We start from the raw sequence: 24754 nt of genomic DNA, 5'->3' as shown, positions 1-24754 counted from the left end.
TACGTATGTATGAGTATTTTATCTCCTTTTTAGTTTGAAATTTTGAGCCAGTGCAAGATTAGTACATACTTGTTATATAGTGAAGCCTGTTCCCTTGGCTCAGGTATAGCCCCTGCCGTATTCACCATAGGTATAGCGCACGCCACAGCTAAACCCAGGTATACCCATATTGGCAAGACATAGAATTATACCGTGAACAATTCAGTGCTGGAAAAGTACTTGCATGGAAATTTACACGATCTCTGGAAAGACTTATTCGTCAAAGGGCCGTACCGCTTTGATGAAGATCTTTTGCCAGTAATCAGAGTTCAGGTTGTTTTCTATCACACCCAGGCTAGTGGAGGCATGTATGAATCTGACTTCGTTATCGTTAACCACTTCCGTCACCATACCTACGTGTGTGATCTCCCTGCTGTACTTGTTGGCCCCAAAGAACACGAGGTCCCCTTCTTTTAGTTCTCGCACCTTTACGGTCTTGCCAAAGCGGCTCTGCTCCTCCGATGTGCGGGGAAGGTTCACGTTGATGCTCTGGAAAGAGGTGCACAGCAGGCCGGAGCAGTCCATCCCTACACGCGTGGTGCCGCCCCACTTATAAGGAGTACCTGTATAGGACCGGGCAGTCTGGATAACAGTAGCCACGTTCTCGTCGAGGCGCCTCGGGTTGGGCACGTTGGTGCGACTGGTGCGCTCTTTGGAGGCGACCTTGCCTTTTCCACCACTTCGGGCCGCAATTCTGGCTTGTTTACGGGCCTGTCGCTTCTCCTCGGCTATCTCTCTGGCCGACTTGTAAGTTTCGCCACGCTTACTGAATGTAGGCTTGGCTGACTGGCAGGAAGCCATCAAGCCAATGAAAAAGATAAATAACAGGTAATTGGTAATTGATGTTCTCAAAGCGTAACTTGGTAATTAGTGGCTAAAATTTTGTAGAGCTTGCTAAATTAAGCATAAGCTATTTAATATAAAATGAATTTCAATAAGATAACCCCCAATCTGGTAGAAGCTTTCGCTACCATCGTGGGGCAAGAGTACCTGGTGTTGCCCGCTGACCGGGAAGGTATGGTGCGCTATACCCACGATGAAACGGAGGACCTTCGCTACCTGCCTGAAGTGGTGCTAAAACCTAAGAACGCAGAAGAAATCAGTCGTATTATGCGACTGTGCTACGAAAATGCTATACCTGTTACGCCTCGTGGCGCCGGTACCGGGCTGAGTGGCGGGGCTTTGGCTGTGCATGGGGGTGTCGTACTATCCATGGAGCGGCTCAATGCCATCATCTCGATTGACGAGCGTAATCTTCAGGCCACCGTGGAGCCTGGCGTGATCACGCAGGTATTCCAGGAAGCCGTGATCTCGCGAGGACTTTTTTACCCACCTGACCCCTCCAGTCGTGGTAGTTGCCAGTTAGGGGGTAACCTGAGTGAGTCCTCCGGCGGGCCAAGGGCAGTGAAATATGGCGTCACCAAAGACTATGTGTTAAATCTGGAAGTGGTACTGCCTACGGGCGAGATCACCTGGACTGGGGCCAACGTCCTCAAGAATGCCACAGGGTATAACCTAACCCAGCTGATGGTCGGGAGCGAGGGCACACTGGGAATCATCACCAAAATTGTCTTCAAGCTTATACCGTACCCGACACAAAACCTGGTGCTGTTGGTCCCTTTCCGGAAAGAAGAGGAGGCTGCCGCTGCCGTATCCAAAATATTTACAGCAGGTATAGTGCCCTCTGCGCTGGAGTTCATGGAGCGGGAAGCCATTGAGTGGGCCTGCCGCTACCTGGGCCTGGAGGTACCCATGGCAGCTGATGAACGCGCCCACCTGCTCATTGAGCTCGACGGCAACGACATGGACCTGCTGTACAAAGATGCGGAGCGGGTGTACGAAGTGCTGGAGACCTTTGATGTAGGCGACATACTCGTTGCTGACACCGAAAAACAGAAAGAAGACCTCTGGCGCCTACGCCGCAGCGTAGGCCATGCCGTCAAAAGCAATTCAGTTTACAAAGAAGAGGACACGGTAGTGCCCCGCGCCGAGCTGCCTGTGTTGCTTCGGGGTGTAAAGGAAATAGGGGAGAGGTATAAGTTCAAGTCAGTTTGCTATGGGCATGCTGGCGACGGAAACCTGCACATCAACATTGTAAAGGGTGATATGTCAGACAATGACTGGAACAACAAGCTGCCTGAAGGGATAAAGGAAATTTTCAGATTGTGTGTCTCGTTGGGAGGCACCATTTCCGGCGAGCACGGCATCGGGCTGGTGCAGCGGCCTTATATAGGCATAGCCCTGAGCGAAGTGCAACTTAGGCTGATGCAAGGGATAAAGCAGCTCTTCGATCCGAAAGGTATACTGAACCCTGGTAAGATCTTCTAAAAATGAAAGCGGCAGTCATACAATGGCTGCCGCTTTTTATAGGTATAAGACCAAGGTATACCCTGGCTTTCGGTATTTATCAGGATTTAGGGTCATGGTCTGGCTTTTTGTCTGCCAAGGCCTCGTCCAACTGTCGCAACGTATCCCACGACTGTAACAGGTGTCGTGGTGACTCACGCAGCTCAGGCACTGCATTTTCATGCTGCTCTCCCTTGTGCTGGCCTGTACTCATGTTATAAAGCTCGCTCTGGTCATGGTTGTCCTTTTCTGTCGCCAGGTGACTGCGAAACAAGGCATCGTTTAGGTTTTTATCGGGTTCCGTCATAATTGCTCTTTTTAGGTTTAGGTGTTGTGTAAGGTCTTCTCCTTTTTCTTGTCTTCCTCTTTTATAAAATTACTAACGTACTGCGCCACCTCATCGGCATGCTCTTCCATCAAAAAATGTCCGCTGTCCTCAAAGTGCAGCACATAGCACTCGTGGAAAAATTTTTTCCAGCGCTGCAGCGCCTCTATCTTAACAAGCTTGTCCCGCTCACCCCATAGTATGAGGGTCGGAATATCCTGAATCTTTTTGCGCTCTTTCCACAATTCGTCATACCATTTGCTTACGCCCACCAACTCCCGGGCACAGGCCAGCGAACTAACCGTATCGTCAGGGTCACCAAGTGCATGGGTGTACTGGTCTTTCAGCTTTTCCGGCATATTGCTTTCCTGTCCGAATAGCTCATGCACCAGCTGGTCCGTTGTGAGGTTGAGTTTGGAGTGCAGAAACTTGCCAAGCGGGCCAACCAGGTACTTGCTGGCCTTCGAAAAGACCTGGTGGTTAGACAGGGACCAGGTCCAGGTATTGAGCATCACAATGCTCCGTACATTTTCGGGATATTTGATGGCATAGGCCAGGCCAATTGGCGCACCAAAGTCATGTACCAGCAGGGTGATTTCACTCAACCCAAGGTGGGCCATTAGCTGCTCAAAGTTGGCAGCATGGGCTCTCGGCTTGTAACTCCAGTCCTTGGGTTTGTCTGACAGGCCAAAGCCGATCAGGTCTAGTGCCACGCAGCGGTATTTTTTGCTCAGGAGCTTGATCAGGTTTCGGTAGGCAAAGGACCAGGAAGGCGTACCGTGAATCATAACGATCGGGTGACCTTGTCCCTCATCGATGTAATGCATCTTGCCGGCTTCTAATTCCAGGAATTTGGATTTGAAGGGATATTCTTTGGTGTCCAGCCAGTCTGGTTTCATAGGTGACTCAGGGTGTTAGCTACCCTCATCTATACTTGAGACAGGAACTCAGGTTGTAGAGAAAAGTAAAAATATGTCCTGCGGTTTTAAATTAACCGAAATAAGGCACCAGGGACATCAGGAAAGTATAAGGCACAGCAACACAGGCTGTCGGTCAAAAGAAAACTCTATTGATTTATTTTAATTTTTGATGATTTACCGCAACTCTTTTTTGCTGAACAAAGTAAGACAAGTCGCCGGTTCGCGGTATTTTGAAGGACAGGTGCTGCTACAAAATCAGATTACCGAGCAGCAAAAAGGTCATAGTTAAGTGATCAAATTCAAATCCTTCTTATAAAATGTTTAATTTTGTCTTTTCAACAACGTGTGTTTCATGGGGAACATCACTGTTTGGTTATTTACATTTTTATCAATAATTAAGCGTTAACCACATTAATTGTCACTTTCTGAAATAGCGGATATCTCGATTTAAGAGGATGTAGTTATGGGAAAAGGCAGCAATGACATGCGGGCAAGATTGTTGAGACTGCATATTGATTATTTTAAAAAACTCTAAGTTTGTACTTCATTAATAACATTTACCTATGAGAATAGCTGTAGTTGGCACCGGTTACGTGGGCCTGGTGACGGGCACCTGCTTTGCCGAGGTAGGCATCGACGTGACCTGCATCGACATCGACTCCAAGAAGATAGACAACCTCAAGCAGGGCATCCTGCCCATCTACGAGCCCGGTTTGGAGGAGATGGTGCTGCGTAACTCCCAGAAGGAGCGCCTTAGCTTCTCCACTAACCTTGCCGAGAGCGTGCAGGGCTGCCAGGTGGCCTTCATCGCCGTGGGCACGCCTCCGGGCGAGGACGGCTCGGCCGACTTGAAGTACGTGCTGGCCGTGGCCCGCGAGATCGGCCGCTCCATGACCGACTACCTGGTGGTGGTGACCAAGAGCACCGTGCCGGTGGGCACGGCCGCCAAGGTGCGCCGCGCCATCCGAGAGGAGCTCGAGGCCCGCGGCGCCGACATCGCCTTCGACGTGGCCTCCAACCCCGAGTTTTTGAAGGAGGGGGCCGCCATCGACGACTTCCTCAAGCCCGACCGCATCGTGGTGGGCGTGGACTCCGAGCGCGCCGAGCAGGTGATGGCCAAGCTCTACAAGCCCTTTCTGATGAACGGCCACCCGCTGATCTTCATGGACATCCCGTCAGCGGAGATGACCAAGTACGCGGCCAACGCCATGCTGGCCACCAAGATCTCGTTCATGAACGACATCGCCAACCTGTGCGAGATCATGGGCGCCGACGTGAACATGGTGCGCAAGGGCATCGGCTCGGACGCCCGCATCGGCAACAAGTTCATCTACCCGGGCATCGGCTACGGCGGCTCCTGCTTCCCCAAGGACGTAAAGGCGCTGATCAAGACGGCCTCCGAGAACGGCTACTCCATGGAGGTATTGAAGTCGGTGGAGACGGTGAACGAGAAGCAGAAGTCGGTGCTCTTCAACAAGGTGATGAACTACTTCTCGGGCGATCTTTCGGGCAAGACCTTCGCCGTGTGGGGGCTCTCCTTCAAACCGAAGACCGACGACATGCGCGAGGCACCGTCATTGGTGATCATCGAGAAGCTGCTCGAGCAGGGCGCCAGGGTGAAGGCCTACGACCCGGTGGCCATGAAGGAGGCCGCGCACTCGCTCGGCGAGCGCATCGAGTACGGCAAGGACGAGTACGAGACCCTGATCGACGCCGACGCGCTGCTGCTGGTGACCGAGTGGCCCGAGTTCCGCTCCCCTAACTTCGCGGTGGTCAACAAGCTGATGAAGGAGAAGGTTGTCTTCGACGGAAGAAACATCTACGACGCCCGCGAGATGGAGGAGAAGGGCTTTACCTACTTCGGCATCGGCGTCAAGCAGGCCCAGGTGGCCCAACAAACTAAAGCAACCGTATAGCATGGCCAGAAAAAGAGTATTGGTTACAGGCGGCGCCGGCTTTCTCGGTTCCCACCTGTGCGACAGATTCATAGCCGAGGGTTACCACGTGATCGCGATGGATAACCTGATCACCGGCAACCTCGAGAACATCGAGCACCTCTTCAAGCTCGAGCAGTTCGAGTTCTACCACCACGACGTGTCCAAGTTTGTGCACGTGCCAGGCAAGCTGGACTACATCCTGCACTTCGCCTCGCCGGCCAGCCCGATCGACTATCTCAAGATTCCGATCCAGACGCTGAAGGTGGGTTCGCTGGGCACGCACAACCTGCTGGGCCTGGCCATGGCCAAGAAGGCCCGCATGCTGATCGCCTCCACCTCGGAGGTGTACGGCGACCCGCTGGTGCACCCGCAGAGCGAGGACTACTGGGGCAACGTGAACCCGGTGGGGCCGCGCGGCTGCTACGACGAGGCCAAGCGCTTTCAGGAGGCCATGACCATGGCCTACCAGATGCACCACGGGCTGGAGACGCGCATCGTGCGCATCTTCAACACCTACGGGCCGCGCATGCGCCTCGACGACGGCCGCGTGCTGCCTGCCTTCCTAAGCCAGGCCCTGCGCGGCGAGCCGCTGAGCATCTTCGGCGACGGCAGCCAGACGCGATCCTTCTGCTATGTGGACGACCTGGTGGAGGGCATCTACCGCCTGCTGCTGAGCGACTACCACATGCCGGTCAACATCGGTAACCCGTCCGAGATCACCATCAAGCAGTTTGCCGAGGAAATCTGCAAGCTCACGGGCGTGGAGCTCAACATCGAGTACCAGCCGCTGCCGACCGACGACCCGCAGAAGCGCCAGCCGGACATCAGCAAGGCCAGAGAGGTGCTGGGCTGGGAGCCGAAAGTGGACCGTGCCGAGGGACTGCAGAGAACGCTTGAGTACTTTAAAGAGAAAGTGAAAGTGCCAGCCGAGCGTATGGTAAACTAGGCACCAAACGAGTCATAAAACACAAAGCCCTGACAGTTTCGCTGTCAGGGCTTTGTGTTTAAGGTAGAAGAAGCTCGTGGTTAGAGGAGCTTAGATCTTCTTATGTGACTTCATAAAATCTTTTGCCTCTTTATTAGCTGCATGTTTCTTGTCGGTAGCCTCCAGTACAATACCATAATAATGCTTCGCTGTTTTCAGCTCGCGCTCCTGCTTGGCAATGCGGGCAAGGTTTAAATAAGAATTGACAAAATAACCGGAATCACGCTCATTGCTCATTTCAGCGAATGTAATGGAGTTCTGGTAATATGCTTTTGCCTTCTGGAAATCGCGGTACTTGTTCTGGTTGATGTAGGCCAGGATGTAGGAGGCATAGCGTCCACTAACAGCTTCGTAGCCCGGCATACGCCGATCGAGCTTGCTCAGAATATCGAGACATACCCGCTCTGCCATGGTGAAGTGGCCCTGCACAAAAAGCGCACGTGCATAGAAACGCTGGAAATAGGCATTGTTAGGATATTTCTCTACGAGTCCTTTTACCAGATCAAGCGCCGCTTCCATGTTCCCCTCTTCATTGGCGTATATCTTCATCAAAAAGAACTTCGCCTCTGTACCGGTATAGAAACCATTGTTGGCTACGTAGCGCAGCTGTTTTATACCCAGTCGCTTATCACCGCTCGGGAAAAATGCCAGCACGGGGCGCAGCATTTTATAGTTTTCATGGATCCAGATGGAGTAGTAGTTAAAGAGCGCCTCCCCGAAAAGAAACTCAGGACTCAGGCCGTTACCGGCTTTTGCTTTCTCAAGGTATTCCAGGGACCGCTTGCTGGCAACAGTCGCTTTGCGCCAGTTGCTGCGCTCAGAATGCAGACGGCCGGCAAAGCCATTGGCAGCCGATAAAAAGAAAGCTGCTTCGTAGTCCTTGTTATTCTGGTCATATAGCTTTTCAGCTTTCTGGATAGTAGAATCCATGTAAGCGAAAAACAGGTCATCATACTCCAAAGTTTGAATGTTGGTAGGCACGATTTTCCACCATTGACTGAGGCCCATCAGAAAATAGGGGAGCGGGTGATGCGGATAACGGCGGCGCAGGGATTTGAATTGCTTTTCGGCTAGCTCGTACTTAAAATTGTACATGTTGTCCACGGCCCCCTCCAGTTCGTACTGGATGTCTTTGTCCATGAGCAGCATACCCTTGATATTGCCGGCCGCTGGAATCACCTCTACTGATTGTATGGTTACTTCTCTGATGGATGTATCGGATTGCGCCTTAGAACCTTGCCCAAAAGCAAAGTTAGTCAGGATGATACCGAGAAACGCAAGTACAATCTTCTTCATAGGTCAAAAGAAAAGTCCGGAGTGCCGTGCAAATAACCCCTTATCTGGAGAACAGGTAATAAAAGTACAACAATTATATTAATTTTGAATTGATACAAAATAAATATTGCATGAAACTTCTGAAACAACTCTGCAGCATACACGCACCGTCCGGCAACGAAAAAAAGCTATCCGATTTTCTGCTTAACTACATTGAGGAACAGAAAGTTCAGTGGAAACAGCAACCTGTTGTAATTCATGGAGAGGGTTTTCAGGATTGTATTTTGTTAATATTCGGTAAGCCCAGGACGGTGGTTTTTGCGCACATAGACTCCATTGGATTCACCGTGCGCTATGGCAAACAGCTGGTAAAGATCGGCGGACCTGACCTGGAAACCGGCTATACGCTGGTGGGGGAGGACTCGCAAGGGAAAATAGAATGTACGCTGGAGTTTGATGAAGAGGAAGGCGATATCAGTTACAGGTACGAACGCGAGATAGACCGGGGAACGGAACTTGTGTTCAAATGCGATTTTCGGGAAACGGAAGAAACGGTGCAATCCTGTTACCTCGATAATCGGCTGGGCGTGTGGAGTGTTTTAAAAGTCGCTGAGACTCTGGAGGATGGCATCATTGCGTTTAGTAGTTGGGAAGAACATGGAGGAGGATCGGTAGCATATCTGGCCAAGTATATTTCGGAGCGTTACGGTGTGCACCAGGCACTTATTTCCGATATCACCTGGGTGACGGAGGGAGTAAAGCCAGGAGAGGGCGTAGCAATCTCCATGCGCGACAGTCTGATACCCCGCCGATCTTATGTCGAGAAAATCATAGGTATAGCCAAGGCCTCCGGTATACCTTATCAGTTGGAAGTAGAAGGTTCAGGCGGCAGCGATGCCAAGGAGTTGCAACACGGACCATACCCCTGGGACTGGTGCTTTGTCGGCGCTCCCGAGGACAATGTACATACGCCCAATGAAATTGTGAACAAGAAAGACATCGAGAGCATGGTAGCACTGTATAAGGAGTTGATGGCGAAGTTATGATATAAATTGTTTGATAATATGAGAAGGCTGTCAGGTATAGACAGCCTTTTTTGTTTGTCTACAACGGTGCAGATAGCGTGGAAGTGGGACACCCGACGCAAATGACTTAACTCTAGTGCTATACCTTATGTCTTGGTTCTAGGTCTTTGGAAGTAAATATTTGGAAAAGTCAAACGAATAAGCTTTCTTTAATAGCTATATATAGCAATTTCAGAATCTCAACCCTTATTTACAAAACTAACTCTTACTGAATGGAACCTATTCTTTACGCAATTCCTGGATTTGGTCTGGCGGCCCTCATTTATACCTTTATAAGGTCGGCCTGGGTAACAAAGCAAGCAGCAGGCAACGAGCGCATGACGGAGATCGCCCGTCACATAGCTGATGGCGCCATGGCTTTCTTGAAGGCTGAGTATAAAGTGCTTTTTTACTTTGTAGTCATTGCCAGTATATTTCTCTTTTATCTGGGCTATACCGGTGAAAAATCGCACTGGACAATTGTATTGGCCTTCATCATGGGGGCGCTTTTTTCAGCCATCGCCGGTTTTATCGGTATGCGCATTGCTACCAAGGCCAATGTGCGCACGGCGGAAGCAGCCCGCAATAGCTTGTCGCGTGCCCTCAGCGTGTCGTTTGCCGGTGGTTCGGTAATGGGCATGGGCGTGGCTGGTCTGGCGGTGCTGGGCCTGGGCTCGCTCTTCATTGTCCTTTACTACTTTTTTGTGCAGAGTGTGAACGGCAGCGTGAACGGGCATGAAATGGAAGTAGCCCTGGAGGTGCTCACCGGCTTCTCGCTGGGCGCTGAAAGTATCGCGCTTTTCGCACGTGTGGGCGGTGGTATCTATACCAAAGCTGCCGACGTAGGTGCCGACCTGGTGGGTAAAGTAGAGGCAGGTATACCGGAGGACGATCCGCGCAATCCCGCTACCATTGCCGACAACGTGGGCGACAACGTAGGCGACGTGGCAGGTATGGGTGCTGACCTTTTCGGGTCTTATGTGGCAACTATTTTGGCCACTATGGTACTGGGCCGCGAAGTGGTTTCGGAAGATAATTTCGGTGGTATGGCCCCGATCATCCTGCCGATGTTCATTGCCGGTCTGGGTATCATCTTCTCGCTCATCGGTATGCTGTTCATCCGGGTGAAAGAAGGTGGCGACGTGCAGGGTGCCCTCAACCTGGGTAACTGGATTTCTGTTGCGCTGACTGCAGTTGGTGCTTACTTCGCCATCCACTGGATGCTGCCGGAGAACATGAACCTGCGCAACTTTGAGTTTACCTCTAACGGTGTGTTCATTGCCGTGATCGTAGGTCTGGTGGTAGGCACGCTCATGAGTATTATCACGGAGTATTACACGGCTATGGGCAAAAAGCCCGTTAATTCGATCGTGCAGCAATCCTCTACGGGGCATGCAACCAACATCATCGCCGGCTTGGCGGTAGGTATGCACTCCACGGTGTTGCCGATTATTGTACTGGCCGCTGGTATTGTGCTTTCGTACGCTTCTGCCGGCCTTTACGGTGTGGCCATTGCGGCGGCTGGTATGATGGCCACTACGGCCATGCAGCTAGCCATCGATGCCTTCGGCCCGATTGCTGATAACGCCGGAGGTATAGCCGAGATGAGCGAACTACCGAAAGAAGTGCGTGGTCGTACCGATATTCTGGACGCTGTGGGTAACACCACTGCCGCTACCGGTAAAGGCTTCGCGATCGCCTCTGCCGCACTTACATCCCTTGCTCTGTTTGCCGCTTTCGTAGGTATAGCCGGCATTGAGTCCATTGACCTGTACAAGGCGCCTGTGCTGGCCGGCCTCTTTATCGGTGCCATGATTCCGTTTATTTTCTCGGCGCTGGCTATTTCGGCGGTGGGTCGGGCAGCTATGGCGATGGTGCATGAGGTGCGTCGCCAGTTCCGCGAAATTCCGGGTATAATGGAAGGTACCGGTCAGCCGGAGTACGAGAAATGCGTGGCAATTTCAACCAAAGCCGCCATCCGCGAAATGATGCTGCCAGGTGCCATTGCCCTGATCGTGCCGGTATTGGTGGGCTTCGGTTTCAGAGGTGTGTTCGCCGATACCCCTTCTGCCGAAATTCTGGGCGGCTTGCTGGCTGGTGTAACCGTGTCGGGTGTGCTGATGGCGATGTTCCAGTCAAACGCCGGCGGTGCCTGGGACAATGCCAAGAAGTCGTTTGAGAAAGGCGTGGAGATTAATGGCAAGATGGAGTACAAAGGCTCTGATGCCCACAAAGCTTCCGTAACCGGCGACACCGTGGGCGACCCATTCAAAGATACTTCCGGCCCTTCGATGAACATCCTCATCAAGCTCATGTCAATCGTGTCGCTGGTAATTGCGCCGCACATAGCCACGGAGCGAACCCCGGCTATACCTGAGGAACCAAACCTGAATATGGAGATACAGCAGGAGGCACCAGCAACAGGCCAAGTCCTTAACGCGGAGAATACGGTCGTGATTGCCGGATTAACTTCCAGATAAAGAATACTATATCCATAAGTATAAATAAGCCCATCCTTTCGGTTGGGCTTATTTTTTATTATCCGTACCTTTGTTTACCAACAAGACCAATACGCTATATGGAGCCCCGTACAATCACGATTCACGATTGTGACTTCAGTACCTACATGTACGAAGAAGAAATTATTGCACGCATTGTGATGCTCGCAGAGCAAATTGAGCAGGACTACGCTGGTAAAAACCCACTCTTTCTGGCCGTGCTGAACGGGTCGTTCATGTTCACAGCCGATCTGATGAAGCGCATCAGCATACCTTGTGAGATCTCCTTTATCCGCATGTCGTCTTACCAGGACATGCAGAGCACCGGCCGCGTGAAGGAGGTGCTGGGCCTGACCGAGAATATAGAAGGACGCGATGTGCTGATCATTGAGGACATCGTGGATACCGGGCATACCGTTCACGCACTACTGCAGCAACTGCGTGAAAAAGCCCCTGCTTCCATCGAAATCGTGACCCTGCTCATGAAGCCCGAGTGCCTGCAGCACCAACTTGACGTGAAATATGTGGCGCAGTCTATACCAAACGACTTTGTAGTAGGCTACGGGCTTGATTATAACGGGCTGGGCCGCAACCTGCGCGATATCTACAAAATCGTGTCGTAGCCAGGGAGCTGGTTGCGTTGAAAGCAGTCGCCCATGATTTGGCGCATCTCAAAAAATATTGAACAGTACATCGATTTTATACTTAAATTTGTTTTTTATCATAAATCAAAGATATGCTCAACATCGTTTTGTTTGGCCCTCCAGGTGCTGGTAAAGGTACACAAAGCCAAAAGCTGATAGACAAGTATAACCTGATACACCTGTCAACGGGTGATTTGCTGCGCTCTGAAATTGCCGCCGGCACTGAACTGGGTATGAAAGCCAAATCGCTGATGGACAATGGACTGTTGGTGCCCGATGAAGTGGTGATTGGCATGATCGCAAACAAAGTGAAAGAGAACAAGCATGCGGGCGGGTTTATCTTCGACGGATTTCCGCGCACCGTGCCGCAGGCACAGGGCCTGGACAAACTGCTGATGGACCTTGGCACTGAGATCTCCTGCATGATTGCCTTGAAAGTGGATGACGAAGAGCTGACGAAGCGCCTCTTGCTGCGTGGTCAGACCTCCGGCCGTCCCGACGACCAGAACGAAGAGCTGATTCGCAAGCGTGTAGTCGAGTACAACACCAAAACCACGCCGGTTGCCGACTACTATGCCGGCCAGGACAAATTCTACTCTGTGGATGGCATCGGTGAAATTGACGAAATCTTCAACAACATCTGCGCGCACATCGACAACCTGAAAGAGAAGCAGAAGAAATAGCTTTTCGAGCGGTTTTTCAACTATTGACTACAAGAGGTATAAGCAGGCCGGAACTCAAACGCTCCGTACTTGCTTATACCTTATAATTTATACCTGTTAGCATTACCTACATTGGCCCAATCCAACTTTATTGATTACGTAAAAATCTGTTCCCGCTCCGGACACGGTGGCGCTGGCTCAGCGCACCTGCACCGCGACAAACGCACCGCTATGGGCGGTCCTGACGGCGGCGACGGGGGCAGAGGTGGCCATATCATCCTCCGTGGCAATGCCCAGCTGTGGACTTTGCTGCACCTGCAGTACCGCAAGCACGTAATTGCCGAAAATGGCCAGAACGGCGGTCCGAGCCACTCCTCTGGTGCGCAGGGCAAAGACGATGTGCTGGAGGTTCCACTTGGAACAATTGCCCGCAACGCTGAGACCGGCGAGTTTATGTGCGAGATTACCGAAGACGGACAGGAGATCATCCTGACGCCGGGCGGTCGTGGCGGACTGGGCAACGCGCACTTTAAGTCGCCTACCAACCAGACACCGCGTTATGCCCAGCCAGGCGAGCCAGGTATAGAAGAATGGGTGATTCTGGAGCTGAAACTACTGGCCGATGTCGGTCTGGTGGGTTTCCCGAATGCTGGTAAGTCAACTTTGCTGTCGGTGGTGTCGGCGGCCAAGCCAAAGATCGCCAATTACGCCTTCACGACGCTGGAGCCTAACCTAGGAGTGGTAGCCTACCGCGATTACCGGTCTTTTGTAATGGCCGATATTCCGGGTATCATCGAGGGTGCATCAGAAGGAAAAGGCCTTGGACTGCGCTTCCTGCGCCACATCGAGCGTAACTCCATGCTGCTGTTCATGATCTCGTGCGATAGTCCGGACATTGCCGAGGAGTATAAAATACTGGTACACGAGTTGGAAACCTACAATCCGGAGCTACTCGACAAGAAACGCATTCTGGCCATCACCAAAACCGATATGATCGATGACGAGCTGGAGGCTGAAATGCGTGAGACATTGCCAAAGGACATTCCGGCTGTGTTCATCTCGAGCATGACGCAAAAGAACCTGACGCAACTGAAGGACATGATCTGGTCAGCGCTTAATTCGTAACCACGTCAGCCAGTTTAAGAATACACATCGGTAGCGGCTGCAGGGCTTGCTACCGATTTTTTTTGAGGTGCAACTATTAAACAAATGCCAATCTGACACAAAACCAGAATTGGCAAGACAATTGAAAAGACAAAATAGACCTATCAACCTATAATTCTTAAGGCATTATGTCAGAGAAAGATATTCAGAAAGAGCAGGAAAACGCAGAACTACAGGATAACACTGCCAATACGGAAGAAAATAACGGACAGGAGCAGACGGAGGAGACAGTAAACGAGACTGGCGCTGAGACCAAAGCCGAAGCCGAACTGGCAGAGATGAAAGACAAATACATCCGCCTGATGGCTGAGTTCGAGAACTTCAGACGCCGAACAGCCAAGGAGCGTATGGATTTGCTTAAAACAGCCAACGAAGACCTGATGAGCGAGTTGTTGCCTGTGCTGGATGATATGGAGCGTGCCCGCCAGTCGATGGAGGCAACTAAAGACGTGGATGCAATGTTGCAGGGGCTGGAGTTGGTGTTCCACAAGCTGAAGCACGTTACGCAGCTTAAAGGTTTGAAGCCGATCGTAATCAACACAGGCGATGACTTTGACAGCGACTTCCATGAAGCTGTTACCCAGATCCCGGCTCCGTCAGAAGAGCTGAAAGGCAAAATAGTAGACGTGATCGAGAAAGGCTATACCTTGAATGACAAGGTGATCCGTTTCGCGAAAGTTATAATAGGAGCTTAATCAATGGCTAAGAGAGATTATTACGAGGTTTTAGGTGTAAGCAAAGGAGCAAGTCAGGAGGAGATCAAGAAGGCTTACCGTAAGCTCGCCATTAAGTTTCACCCCGACAAAAACCCCGACGACCACACGGCGGAAGAAAAGTTTAAGGAGGCGGCTGAGGCCTATGAAGTGCTGAGCGACCAGCAGAAACGCCAGCGCTACGACCAGTTCGGCCATCAGGGCATGAACGGCGGCTTCGGCGGTGGAGGCGGCATGAACATGGAGGATATTTTCTCCCAATTCGGCGATATCTTCGGTGGCGGCGGCGGTGGCTTCGAAAGCTTCTTTGGTGGCGCTGGCCGTCAGGGTGGCCGACGTACCCGCAAAGGCAGTAACCTGCGCATTAAGCTAAAACTCAACCTCGAGGAAATTGCCAATGGCGTTGAGAAGAAGATAAAAGTAAAGCGCTACGTTGCATGTGGCACTTGCGGCGGCAACGGCGCTAAGAACGGCACCGATATGCAGACCTGTGGCTCTTGCCAGGGCTCGGGTCAGGTGCGCAAAGTGGTGAACACCATGCTGGGCCAGATGGTGAGCACGGCAACGTGTCCTACCTGTAACGGCGAAGGCCGCATTGTAACCAAAAACTGCGAGGCCTGCCACGGTAGCGGACGCGAGCTGCAGGAAGAGGTGATAACGATCAACGTGCCGGCTGGCGTAATGGATGGCATGCAGCTGTCAATGAGCGGCAAAGGCAACGTGCCGGAGCGTGGCGGTGTGCCGGGCGACCTGCTGATTCAGATTGAAGAAGAAGAGCACCCAAGCCTGAAGCGCGACGGTAACAACGTGATATTCGACCAGTACATCAGCTTTATTGACGCTGCGCTTGGTTCAGATATCGAAGTGCCAACCATCGGTGGCCGTGTAAAGATCACTATAAAGCCGGGTACACAGAGCGGTGAGATCTTCAGACTGCGTGGCAAAGGCGTGAAAGACATCAACGGCTATGGCAAAGGCGATCAGCTGATCCACATCAACGTGTGGACGCCGAAAACGCTGAGCAGCGACGAACGTGCCACACTGGAACGTTTGCGAGATTCCAACAACTTTGCACCGCACCCGGGCAAGAGCGACAAAGGCTTCTTCGAGAAAGTGAAAGACTATTTTCAGTAAGCCAGTCAATGGCTAGATAAAAAAAAGCCTGCCTTTTCAGTAGAGAAGGCAGGCTTTTTTGTTGCTACTAAACCGCAGCACCCGTATTTGGTATAGCCCATACCTGCATTAGTCGATTAAGTATAGGGCTTTATTGATATTGCTTGTCACTCAGCCCTAAAAAGGCTATTTTTGAACATACCAAAAGGTTAACCGCATTGAGCATACTTAAAATAGATGGCGTCACCAAGCGTTACGCCAACCACACTGCCCTTGACAACGTCAGCTTCGACATCCCGGCCGGCTGCATTTTCGGCCTACTGGGACCAAACGGAGCAGGCAAAACATCCCTTATCCGCATCATCACCCAAATAACAGGAGCCGACTCTGGCGAGATATACTTCAAAGGCGAAAAACTGCGCCCGTCGCACATCAAGGACATGGGGTACTTGCCTGAAGAGCGCGGTCTGTACAAAAAAATGAAGGTAGGGGAGCAGTTGCTATACCTTGCCCAGCTCAAAGGCCTGACCAAAGACGAGGCCACGGCCCGAATCAAAGAATGGGTGGTGCGCTTCGAGATCAAGGACTGGATGAACAAGCACATCGAGGACCTTTCGAAAGGCATGCAGCAGAAAGTGCAGTTTATGGCCACGGTCATGCACGAGCCTTCTCTGATCATTCTCGACGAGCCTTTTTCCGGCTTCGACCCCATTAACGCCAACCTGATCAAAGACGAGATCCTGCGCCTGCGCGACAATGGAGCGACCATTATCTTCTCGACGCACCGCATGGAGTCGGTGGAGGAGCTTTGTGACAACATCGCCCTGATCAACCGTTCCCGCAAGGTGCTCGACGGGCCCGTGCGCGAGATCAAAGACACGTACAAGACCGATACCTACCAGGTGATTGGCAACGGGCAGTTGCTAATCACGTCGCCGGATTTTGAGGTGTTGGAACAGCACGATAACCATGGCGTGTTCCGTGCTTCCATTCGTTTGCTCGACGGCGCTTCGCCAAACGACTTACTGCGTTACCTGATTCAGCGCGTGGAGGTGCACTCCTTTGTGGAGTTGGTGCCGAGTATCAATGACATATTTATCCGAAAAGTAAAAGAAACCTACCATGCATAAGATCTGGCTCATCATACAACGCGAATACCTGACACGCGTGCGGAAGAAAAGCTTCATCATCATGACTTTCCTGACACCGCTGTTGCTGGCCGCTTTCATGGTTATACCTGCCTGGCTGGCCACTATATCGGACAGCGAGGATGTGGTGATGGTGCTGGACGAAAGTGGGCTCTTTGCCGATAAGCTGGAAAGTAAGGAAGACCTGAAAATCATACCTATAGCAGCTGGTTCGCTGGAGCAGGCCAAAACGGTATATCAGGAAACAGACTACACTGCCTTGCTGCACATCCCGCAGCTCGACCTGGACAAGCCGGAAGGTATACGCCTCTACTCGAAGAAGAACACCAGTCTGCAGGTGAAGTTCAGGCTAGAAAACATGCTCGAAAAGGAAATTGAGAGCCAGCGTTTTATGGCCTCAGGTATAGACCGCGAGATGCTCAACAAAATGAAAGCCAACGTGACCATGACGACCGTGAACCTGAGCGAAAGTGGCGAGCGTGACAGCAACGTTTGGGTGACGTCAGGGGCTGGTATCATCGGGGCGGTGATCATATATTTCTTCATCTTCCTTTATGGCGTGCAGATTATGCGCGGCGTGATTGAGGAGAAAACTAATCGCATTGTGGAGGTGATGATCTCTTCGGTGAAGCCATTTCAGCTGATGATGGGCAAGATCGTAGGTATAGCCGGCGTGGGCCTGACGCAGTTTTTGCTTTGGGTAGTGCTGTCGACCATTGTGGTGGGCGGTGTGCAGGCGGCTTTTGACATCAAGCCATCGCCCACACCCATCGAGCAGATGCAAGCCGGACGGGATTTAGCGACTGGCGAAGAGTCGGCCCAGACGCAGGAAGAAAGCCAGGCGAACATGTTGTCGGAAGTGAGCAGCGCCATCTCCAACCTGAATTTCCCACTCTTGCTGGGCTGTTTCCTGTTTTACTTTTTGGGTGGCTACCTGCTGTACGGCTCCCTCTTCGGGGCCATTGGCGCCGCCGTGGATAACGAGACCGACACGCAGCAGTTCATGTTTCCGATAACGATCCCACTGATCATCTCCTTCATCATGTCGTACACCGTGGTGATACAGAACCCGGATGGGCCTGTGGCGTTCTGGATGTCGATCATACCGTTTACATCGCCGATCGTGATGATGGTGCGTATTCCTTTCGGTGTGCCTGCCAGCGAACTCCTGCTTTCGATGGGTCTCCTCATTCTGGGCTTCATCTTCACTACCTGGATCGCTTCCAGAATCTATCGCGTAGGTATACTGATGTATGGCAAGAAGATTAACTACAAAGAATTGTCGAAGTGGTTGTTTTACAGGGTGTAGCTGATCAGGTATAGGTATAAAATTAGAATAGCTGGTTCTTCTGAGCCAGCTATTTTTTTGTACCTTGATAGGGGGAACTTAATATTTGACAATGAACCAGAAAATAGAAATACCGCTTAGCAAAGCGAAAATGATGCTCTTTTTGGTGGGAGCCGTCGCATTCGTCGTTATAGGCGTTTTCTTTGCAATAGAGCCGGCCAGATTCATATCTCCAATTTTTAGGAGTGAGGAGATTATCCGGATAGCTGGAGTTGCTGCTTTACTGTCCTTTGGGTTAGGCGCAGTGTACATCCTTAGAAAATTATTCGATAAGAAGGTAGGACTGACGATTGATGAAGAAGGTATTACGGATAACTCAAGTGCGGTAAGCGTTGGTTTAATTGAGTGGCAGGATATAATTGGCGTAGAAACACTGGAGATCGCATCGAATAAGATAATGCTATTGCATACTAACAATCCTGAGAAATATATGGCGCGCGCTACTAATATGTTCTCCAGGAAAGCAATGCAGGCGAATCACAAGATGTATGGAACACCCTTATCCATTACAGCAAATTCGCTCCAGATTAAATATAAAGAGTTAGAGCGGCTGCTGTGTGAAGGATTAGAAAACAGAAAAGTGCTCTAAACACTGAACCGAATAAGTTTCCCGAATAAAATGACCGTTAAAGAGTAATAACGAAAAGATGACCAATTTTTCCCTTCTCACACTCCTGTTGCTCATGTTCACCACAGGTATAGCCTCCGCCACAGACAAAGACAAACCCGCCTACCAGCTCTTTACGGCAAAGGGCAAGCAGGTAAGGTATAGCAAAATGCTGGACGACTTGCAGAAGGCCGATGTAGTTCTGTTTGGTGAGCAGCACAACGACCCGATTGCCCACTGGCTGCAGTTGGAAGTAGCCAAAGACCTGCACAAGGCACACCAGCAGAACTTTGCCATAGGCGCCGAAATGTTTGAATCGGATGTGCAACTGGTGCTGAACGAATACCTGTCAGGGCAAGTGGCGGAGAACAACTTTGAGCAGGAGTCGCGGCCCTGGAATAACTACAAGACCGACTACCGACCCGTGGTTCGCTTTGCCAAAGAAGCTTCTATACCTTTCATAGCGACCAACGTGCCGCGCCGCTATGCCGCCATGGTATCAGCCGGTAGCCTGAAGGCGCTGGAAAATGTGTCGGCAGACGCCAGGCGCTACATCGCGCCATTGCCCGTACAGGTGGATATGAACCTGCCGGGGTATAAGAACATGCTGGCTATGTTTGGCGGCAGCACCCACGGCAATACCAAAAGTGAAAACATCGTGCAGGCACAAGCCCTGAAAGACGCGACCATGACCCACTTCATATTGCAACAAGTGAGCATCGGTAAAAAAATGCTGCACCTGAACGGCGCTTATCATTCAGACAATTTTGAAGGTATAGGCTGGTACCTGAAGAAAGGTAACCCACAGCTTAAAACGCTGACTATCACGACCGTACTGCAGGAAGATCTGGACAAGCTGACGGAAGAGAACAAGCAGAAAGCGGATTTTATTCTGGTGGTGCCCTCGACTATGACACGTACTTATTAAATACAGTCTTATGCTGATAGCTACTTTTTCCTGGGTGATTTTCCTTATAGTAGCCTTCTCAGGCATTTGTATTGTAAGTTTTTATTACGCAAAGCCTTTGAGGGGAAAGTATCAGCTTGAAAAGTCTACAGCGTGGGTAGGGGGGCTATCCTTTATTCTCTTGAGTTTCCTGCTCACTTACTCTTCGAGCCTAGCTATCTGGCGCTATTACCCGGATACAGAGTTTGATCAGGCAAAATGGTGGGCAGAGCCGGATAAACGGTATAAGATGACAGAAGACTTAATCGCTCGTGAACTGCTTATTGGAAAGACCAGACCGGAAGTTGAAAAGTGGTTGGGTATAACGGGTAGAGAAAACCAAAGAAATGAAAGGTGGAAATATTATACAGGGCGGTTGCCAGGCCCGTTTTCGTTACAGCCTCATGTAATAGATGTTGAATTTAAGGCGGATACTGTAGCAAGAGTTACTCAATATGATGACCGCCATTGATTAAAATAACAAAGCCCGACCAATTGGCCGGGCTTTGTCTTTCTACTAAAGAGAAAGAAAGGTAATTTTAAGCAGAGAACGAGCTTCCGCAACCGCAGGTACTCTTCGCCTGTGGGTTGCTGAAAACGAAGCCGCGCGCGTTCAGGCCGTCCTGGAAATCAACTTCCATGCCCAGCACATACATCGCATGCTTCTTGTCCATAATCAGGCTCAGGCCGTCCAGGTTGTATACCTCGTCCGAGTCCTTTGCCTTGTCGAAGCCCAGCAGGTAAGACATACCTGAGCAGCCACCGCCTTGCACGCCAATTCGCAGGCCGTATTCGGCAGGCACGTTCTTCTCTTGCATTATATTTCTAACCTCAACCAACGCTTTTTCAGTAAGCGTTATCGGTGCAGTTTTTGTTTCAGTTGCCATAGTCTGTTCAAATTTGAAATGGAGCTGCAATTTACGCAATTACTCGCAATTTTGCTGCGGCTCCCCAATGTATTAGCAAAACAGCTATACCCTGAAAATGATTCATGCCAACCTAAATTAATTTTTTCCGATATTTAAGGTTCAAAACGAATGCAAATGGAAGAAGGTACCAATATTATACTCGATATACTTAAGATTTCTATACCTGCCATACTGGTGGCCGCAGTAGCTTACTCGATGCTTAAAAAAGTGCTGGAGAGAGATTACAAGCTACGCCTGCTGGAACTGCGTCAAAAAAATGCTGAAATCGTAACGCCCATCCGCTTGCAGGCATACGAGCGCATCGTGCTACTGCTAGAGCGTATCACGCCAAGTAACTTGCTGCTGCGTGTGAGCGGTGGAGAACACTCAGCCGCTGAGTACCACCGTATCCTGCTCACAGAGATCCGCAATGAGTTCAACCACAACATGTCGCAGCAGGTTTACATGACGGAACAATCCTGGCAGCAGGTACGGCACGCCCGCGAAGAAGTGGTGAACCTGATCAACAAATCTTACCAAAGTCTGGGCGAAAAGGCGAAAGGCACTGAACTGGCCAAACGCATCCTGGAAAACGTCCTCAACAACGAAATAGACCCAACCGCCAGAGCCATCAGCTTCCTGAAGCAGGAGATCGGGCAAGTGTTTTGAGTTATAAAGTAGAGAAGGTATAGCCTATAAGATTGTTCGTGATTTGACCGAATTATGGATCCGCTATACCTGAAACCGTGACTTAATACAAAATCCGGAACTTGATCGTGGCCGGTACCTGCTTCATCTCCTCGATCACTTTCTTATCATACAACTTGTCGATGTCGGTGATCACATAACCGATCTGTTCGTTGGTTTTCAAGTATTGGCCTAAGATGTTCACTTGGTTTCCAGCCAGCACACTGTTGATGTTGGCCAACACGCCCGGCACGTTCTGGTGAATGTGGATCAGGCGGTGTGCATTCTTAAGTTCTGGTAGTTGGATGTTCGGGAAATTGACGCTTTGGTAGCTGTTGCCTGTGTTGATGTACTCCATGATACGGCTCGGGACGAAGGTGCCGATATTTTCCTGCGCTTCCATGGTGCTGCCACCAATGTGTGGGGTCAGGATGACGTTGGGCAAACCGCGTAGTTCATTTACAAACTCTTCGTCGTTGGTGGCGGGCTCGTAAGGAAACACATCCACTGCAGCGCCATGCAACTTGCCTGATTTAATGGCTTCTACCAGTGCTGGCAAGTCCACAATATGCCCACGGCTCAGGTTCAGGAAAATGGCTCCGTCTTTCATAGCGGCAAACTCTTCTTTCCCAAACATGCCTTCGTTGTTGGTGCGGCCATCCACGTGCAGGCTCACAATATCCGATATCTCGAGGAGCTGCCTCAGCGTCTCACATTTACGGGCATTGCCGAGTTGCAGGCGCTCTATCACATCATAATAGTACACATCCATCCCCAGTGCCTCGGCCAGCACGGACAGTTGCGCCCCAATACTGCCGTAGCCGATTATACCTAGTTTCTTATCGCGCACTTCCACACTGCCTGTAGCCGATTTATCCCAAATGCCCTGGTGCATTTTGGTGCTTTTGTCCACCACGTTGCGGCAGAGCATGATGATCTCACCAATGGCTAACTCCACAACACTGCGGGTATTGCTGTAAGGGGCATTGAATACCGCCACACCTGCATCAAGGCAGCTGTTCAGGTCGATCTGGTTAGTGCCGATGCAGAAAGCGCCGATGCACATCAGTTTGTTGGCATGCTCCAGCACGCGCTTAGTTACCTGCGTTTTAGAGCGTATACCAAGCACAGATACGTTTCTGATGCGCTCACACAACTCGTCCTCACTTAAAGCGCCAGATACTGTCTCGATCTGGTAGCCTTCGCGTTTGAACAACTCGATTGCCCTCGGATGCACATTCTCCAGCAACAGCACCCGAATTCGGTTCTTGGGATAGGAGATAGCCATCGGCAGCTTGTGTTGGTACAGAAACTCGTCCAGGCTTGGGGCCACATTATCCGCTTTGGCTACCACGTTGTCCCGCACCACGTTTTCAGTAAAAGCGTAGAACTTATTGGCCAGACCTGCCTCCTTAATCTCGTAATCGGTATACCCATCTCCCAGCACGTACACATCGCCTTCCAGCGCCAACTCTTCCAGTAGCTTTATCTTGCCCCGGTCCAGGCTCAGCAAGTTTTCCTCGTCAAAGCCGATGATATTGCCCTGCTCGTCAAACTTAAAGGTATTGGCGTAGATGTTTTCTTCCTTGATGCCATACTCGGTTACAATCGGGGTGATGAACTCCTTGAAACCACTCGACACGATCAGGATGTTGTCGGCGTATGCCTGGAAGAAGTCTTTGTTGCGCCTGATGGAGTCCGACACCCTGTTTTGTAAAAGCTGGATCAACGGCTTTAGATGGCGACGGTTTGCTTTGAGCAAGGCCAATCGCTTGGACAGCCCCTCGGTAAACGAACTCTTTCCTTCCATGGCGCCGTTGGTCAGGTCACGGATTCGCTGCAGAATCTCCGCTTTGTTTTCCTCGCCTTCAAGCGTTATCTCGCCCAGTTCATCGAGCGCTTCTACCTGTGTAAAAGTGCTGTCGAAGTCGATGATATAGTATTTGTCCTTTGTCATAGTTTCTAATGTCGTAGGGTGAATATACATAGCGAGAGCGTGGACGCTCGCGCTATAAAGTCTCCCGATCCAGTTCTCTATCGCTCTTCTGGATTTCTCAATCCGGAAGAGCACGTGGCAGAAAAACTTGTGGTCAGAGTCTGCAACACACCTTACACTCGCCAGAGGCGAGCGAGGGCGTTGTTTTCTTCTCTCGTCGAGATGACATACAAAAGTAAATATAGGGCATAAAAAAATCCGGCAACAGGTATAGCGGCCGGATTTTTAGTCTTTATTTCTGAATTACAGCGGATTACTGGTTTCAGCCAATTGGGCATTGATAATGCGCAGGTAGAACTGCTCGTAGAGTGGCACAATCTTCTCGATATCGAAATCGTTGGCACGGGCCAGAGCATTTGCTTTGAAAGTAGATAGGTTGGCATCATCAAGGACATACAAGGCATTTCTCACCATGTCGTCCACATTGCCTACTTCACTCACAAAACCAGTTACGCCATGCACATTCAGCTCAGGTATACCTCCGGCGTTGGTCGAGATAACGGGCACCTCGCAGGCCATCGCTTCGAGCGCGGCCAGACCAAAGCTTTCTTTCTCAGACGGCATCAGGAAAAGATCGGCAACGGAAAGCACTTCTTCGACTGCCTCCAGTTTACCCAAAAAGCGCACGTCGTTGTAGATGTTCAGGTCGCGGCACAGCTTCTCCATTTTAGGGCGCTCAGGGCCATCTCCCACCATCAATAGCTTGGATGGCATTTGCTCACGCACTTTGGCAAAAATCCGGATCACGTCCTCCACGCGCTTCACGCCCCGGAAGTTGGAAGTATGCACCAGGAGTTTTTCGTTGTTTGGGCTGATCGCCGCTCTAAAGTGATCCTTTTTTTGGCGCTTGAATTTGTTCAGGTCGATAAAGTTTGGGATCACCTCTATGTCTTTCTCGATCTGGAAAAACTCATAGGTCTCAGTACGTAAACTCTCCGAAACAGCTGTTACGCCATCCGATTGGTTGATACTGAATGTTACCACTGGCTCAAAAGAGGCGTCTTTGCCAACCAAGGTAATGTCTGTACCGTGCAGGGTCGTGATAACAGGTATGTGGATGCCCTTGGTGCGCAGAATCTGTTTGGCCATGTAGGCCGCCGAAGCGTGCGGTATAGCATAGTGCACGTGCAACACGTCCAACTTCTCGAAACGGGCGATGTCTACCATTTTGCTGGCCAGCGCCAGCTCATAGGGCGGGTACTGGAAGAGCGGGTAATTCGGGATGTATACTTCGTGGTAGAACAGGTTCTCGTTGAAAAAGTCGAGTCGGGCCGGTTGGCTGTAAGTGATAAAGTGTACCTGATGCCCTTTGAGGGCCAGTGCCTTGCCAAGTTCAGTGGCGACCACGCCGCTTCCCCCGAAGGTAGGGTAACAAACTATTCCGATTTTCATGGTTTTATGCTGAGGAAACAACAAATGCAGCCCCACG

General features: G+C 50.8%; 23 protein-coding genes. 16 read left to right on the top strand and 7 right to left on the bottom strand.

Annotated elements, in window-relative coordinates:
- Nucleotides 1-252: 252 nt before the first annotated feature.
- Entirely contained in the window at nucleotides 253-891 is a 639-nt protein-coding gene (locus C8E01_RS05065; protein ID WP_243409435.1) for a C40 family peptidase, read from the bottom strand.
- 72 nt (nucleotides 892-963) lie between these two features.
- Here C8E01_RS05065 and C8E01_RS05060 point away from each other — a divergent pair, with 72 nt between their 5' ends.
- Nucleotides 964-2367, top strand: coding sequence for an FAD-binding oxidoreductase (locus C8E01_RS05060; protein ID WP_116542256.1), 1404 nt, complete (start codon nucleotides 964-966; stop codon nucleotides 2365-2367).
- Between the two features lie 79 nt (nucleotides 2368-2446).
- On the opposite strand, the gene C8E01_RS05055 is transcribed toward C8E01_RS05060, so the two are convergent.
- On the bottom strand, nucleotides 2447-2692 hold the full coding sequence (locus C8E01_RS05055) for a hypothetical protein (protein ID WP_116542255.1): 246 nt from the start codon (nucleotides 2690-2692) through the stop codon (nucleotides 2447-2449).
- A gap of 17 nt (nucleotides 2693-2709) precedes the next feature.
- A complete protein-coding gene (locus C8E01_RS05050) occupies nucleotides 2710-3609 on the bottom strand; it encodes an alpha/beta fold hydrolase (RefSeq protein ID WP_116542254.1) in 900 nt (299 codons plus the stop codon).
- A gap of 584 nt (nucleotides 3610-4193) precedes the next feature.
- Here C8E01_RS05050 and C8E01_RS05045 point away from each other — a divergent pair.
- Both C8E01_RS05045 and C8E01_RS05040 read left to right on the top strand, forming a co-directional pair.
- Nucleotides 4194-5546: a UDP-glucose dehydrogenase family protein gene (locus tag C8E01_RS05045; protein ID WP_116542253.1), complete on the top strand. Its 1353-nt coding sequence runs from the start codon at nucleotides 4194-4196 to the stop codon at nucleotides 5544-5546.
- Between the two features lies 1 nt (nucleotide 5547).
- Nucleotides 5548-6513, top strand: coding sequence for a UDP-glucuronic acid decarboxylase family protein (locus C8E01_RS05040; protein ID WP_116542252.1), 966 nt, complete (start codon nucleotides 5548-5550; stop codon nucleotides 6511-6513).
- A gap of 90 nt (nucleotides 6514-6603) precedes the next feature.
- Here C8E01_RS05040 and C8E01_RS05035 read toward each other — a convergent pair whose 3' ends face one another.
- The gene (locus C8E01_RS05035) at nucleotides 6604-7848 is read right to left on the bottom strand and encodes a tetratricopeptide repeat protein (RefSeq protein ID WP_116542251.1); all 1245 of its coding nucleotides are present in this window, start codon (nucleotides 7846-7848) and stop codon (nucleotides 6604-6606) included.
- A 110-nt stretch (nucleotides 7849-7958) separates the two neighbouring features.
- Here C8E01_RS05035 and C8E01_RS05030 point away from each other — a divergent pair, with 110 nt between their 5' ends.
- The 12 genes from C8E01_RS05030 (at nucleotide 7959) to C8E01_RS04975 (ending at nucleotide 20206) form a co-directional block, all read left to right on the top strand.
- Entirely contained in the window at nucleotides 7959-8873 is a 915-nt protein-coding gene (locus C8E01_RS05030) for a M20/M25/M40 family metallo-hydrolase (protein WP_116542250.1), read from the top strand.
- Between the two features lie 251 nt (nucleotides 8874-9124).
- The gene (locus tag C8E01_RS05025; protein ID WP_116542249.1) at nucleotides 9125-11371 is read left to right on the top strand and encodes a sodium-translocating pyrophosphatase; all 2247 of its coding nucleotides are present in this window, start codon (nucleotides 9125-9127) and stop codon (nucleotides 11369-11371) included.
- Between the two features lie 98 nt (nucleotides 11372-11469).
- Entirely contained in the window at nucleotides 11470-12012 is a 543-nt protein-coding gene (hpt, locus tag C8E01_RS05020; protein ID WP_116542248.1) for a hypoxanthine phosphoribosyltransferase, read from the top strand.
- Nucleotides 12013-12125: 113 nt separating this feature from the next.
- Nucleotides 12126-12716: an adenylate kinase gene (locus C8E01_RS05015; protein ID WP_101446122.1), complete on the top strand. Its 591-nt coding sequence runs from the start codon at nucleotides 12126-12128 to the stop codon at nucleotides 12714-12716.
- Nucleotides 12717-12827: 111 nt separating this feature from the next.
- The gene (gene obgE / locus C8E01_RS05010; protein WP_116542247.1) at nucleotides 12828-13820 is read left to right on the top strand and encodes a GTPase ObgE; all 993 of its coding nucleotides are present in this window, start codon (nucleotides 12828-12830) and stop codon (nucleotides 13818-13820) included.
- 167 nt (nucleotides 13821-13987) lie between these two features.
- Nucleotides 13988-14554 carry a nucleotide exchange factor GrpE gene (locus C8E01_RS05005; protein WP_101446118.1) on the top strand — a complete coding sequence of 189 codons (567 nt, stop codon included), beginning with the start codon at nucleotides 13988-13990 and terminating at the stop codon, nucleotides 14552-14554.
- A gap of 3 nt (nucleotides 14555-14557) precedes the next feature.
- On the top strand, nucleotides 14558-15706 hold the full coding sequence (gene dnaJ, locus C8E01_RS05000; protein WP_116542246.1) for a molecular chaperone DnaJ: 1149 nt from the start codon (nucleotides 14558-14560) through the stop codon (nucleotides 15704-15706).
- A 197-nt stretch (nucleotides 15707-15903) separates the two neighbouring features.
- Entirely contained in the window at nucleotides 15904-16815 is a 912-nt protein-coding gene (locus C8E01_RS04995; protein ID WP_116542245.1) for an ABC transporter ATP-binding protein, read from the top strand.
- The gene (locus C8E01_RS04990) at nucleotides 16808-18142 is read left to right on the top strand and encodes an ABC transporter permease (RefSeq protein WP_116542244.1); all 1335 of its coding nucleotides are present in this window, start codon (nucleotides 16808-16810) and stop codon (nucleotides 18140-18142) included. Before C8E01_RS04995 ends, C8E01_RS04990 begins: the two co-directional genes overlap by 8 nt.
- Before the next feature lie 91 nt (nucleotides 18143-18233).
- Nucleotides 18234-18770 (top strand): STM3941 family protein, encoded by a 537-nt coding sequence (locus C8E01_RS04985; protein ID WP_116542243.1) that lies wholly within the window; start codon nucleotides 18234-18236, stop codon nucleotides 18768-18770.
- Between the two features lie 58 nt (nucleotides 18771-18828).
- Complete coding sequence (locus C8E01_RS04980) at nucleotides 18829-19716, top strand: ChaN family lipoprotein (RefSeq protein ID WP_116542242.1); 888 nt, start codon at nucleotides 18829-18831, stop codon at nucleotides 19714-19716.
- Between the two features lie 10 nt (nucleotides 19717-19726).
- Complete coding sequence (locus C8E01_RS04975; RefSeq protein WP_116542241.1) at nucleotides 19727-20206, top strand: hypothetical protein; 480 nt, start codon at nucleotides 19727-19729, stop codon at nucleotides 20204-20206.
- Nucleotides 20207-20273: 67 nt separating this feature from the next.
- Here the strand turns inward: C8E01_RS04975 and C8E01_RS04970 are convergent, their stop codons facing one another.
- Nucleotides 20274-20621, bottom strand: coding sequence for a HesB/IscA family protein (locus C8E01_RS04970; RefSeq protein WP_116542321.1), 348 nt, complete (start codon nucleotides 20619-20621; stop codon nucleotides 20274-20276).
- A 156-nt stretch (nucleotides 20622-20777) separates the two neighbouring features.
- Between C8E01_RS04970 and C8E01_RS04965 the strand changes: the two genes are divergently transcribed.
- Complete coding sequence (locus C8E01_RS04965) at nucleotides 20778-21311, top strand: DUF7935 family protein (RefSeq protein ID WP_116542240.1); 534 nt, start codon at nucleotides 20778-20780, stop codon at nucleotides 21309-21311.
- Nucleotides 21312-21393: 82 nt separating this feature from the next.
- Here C8E01_RS04965 and serA read toward each other — a convergent pair whose 3' ends face one another.
- Entirely contained in the window at nucleotides 21394-23286 is a 1893-nt protein-coding gene (serA, locus tag C8E01_RS04960; RefSeq protein WP_207774868.1) for a phosphoglycerate dehydrogenase, read from the bottom strand.
- 282 nt (nucleotides 23287-23568) lie between these two features.
- Nucleotides 23569-24717, bottom strand: a complete 1149-nt coding sequence (bshA, locus tag C8E01_RS04955; RefSeq protein ID WP_207774867.1) for an N-acetyl-alpha-D-glucosaminyl L-malate synthase BshA — start codon at nucleotides 24715-24717, stop codon at nucleotides 23569-23571.
- Between the last annotated feature and the right edge of the window lie 37 nt (nucleotides 24718-24754).

Origin of the sequence: Pontibacter virosus, from assembly GCF_003096355.1 — a bacterium.
In the GTDB taxonomy this organism is placed as follows: domain Bacteria; phylum Bacteroidota; class Bacteroidia; order Cytophagales; family Hymenobacteraceae; genus Pontibacter; species Pontibacter virosus.
Note: the sequence above shows the minus strand (reverse complement) of the source record. Positions and strands in the feature narration are given on the sequence as shown.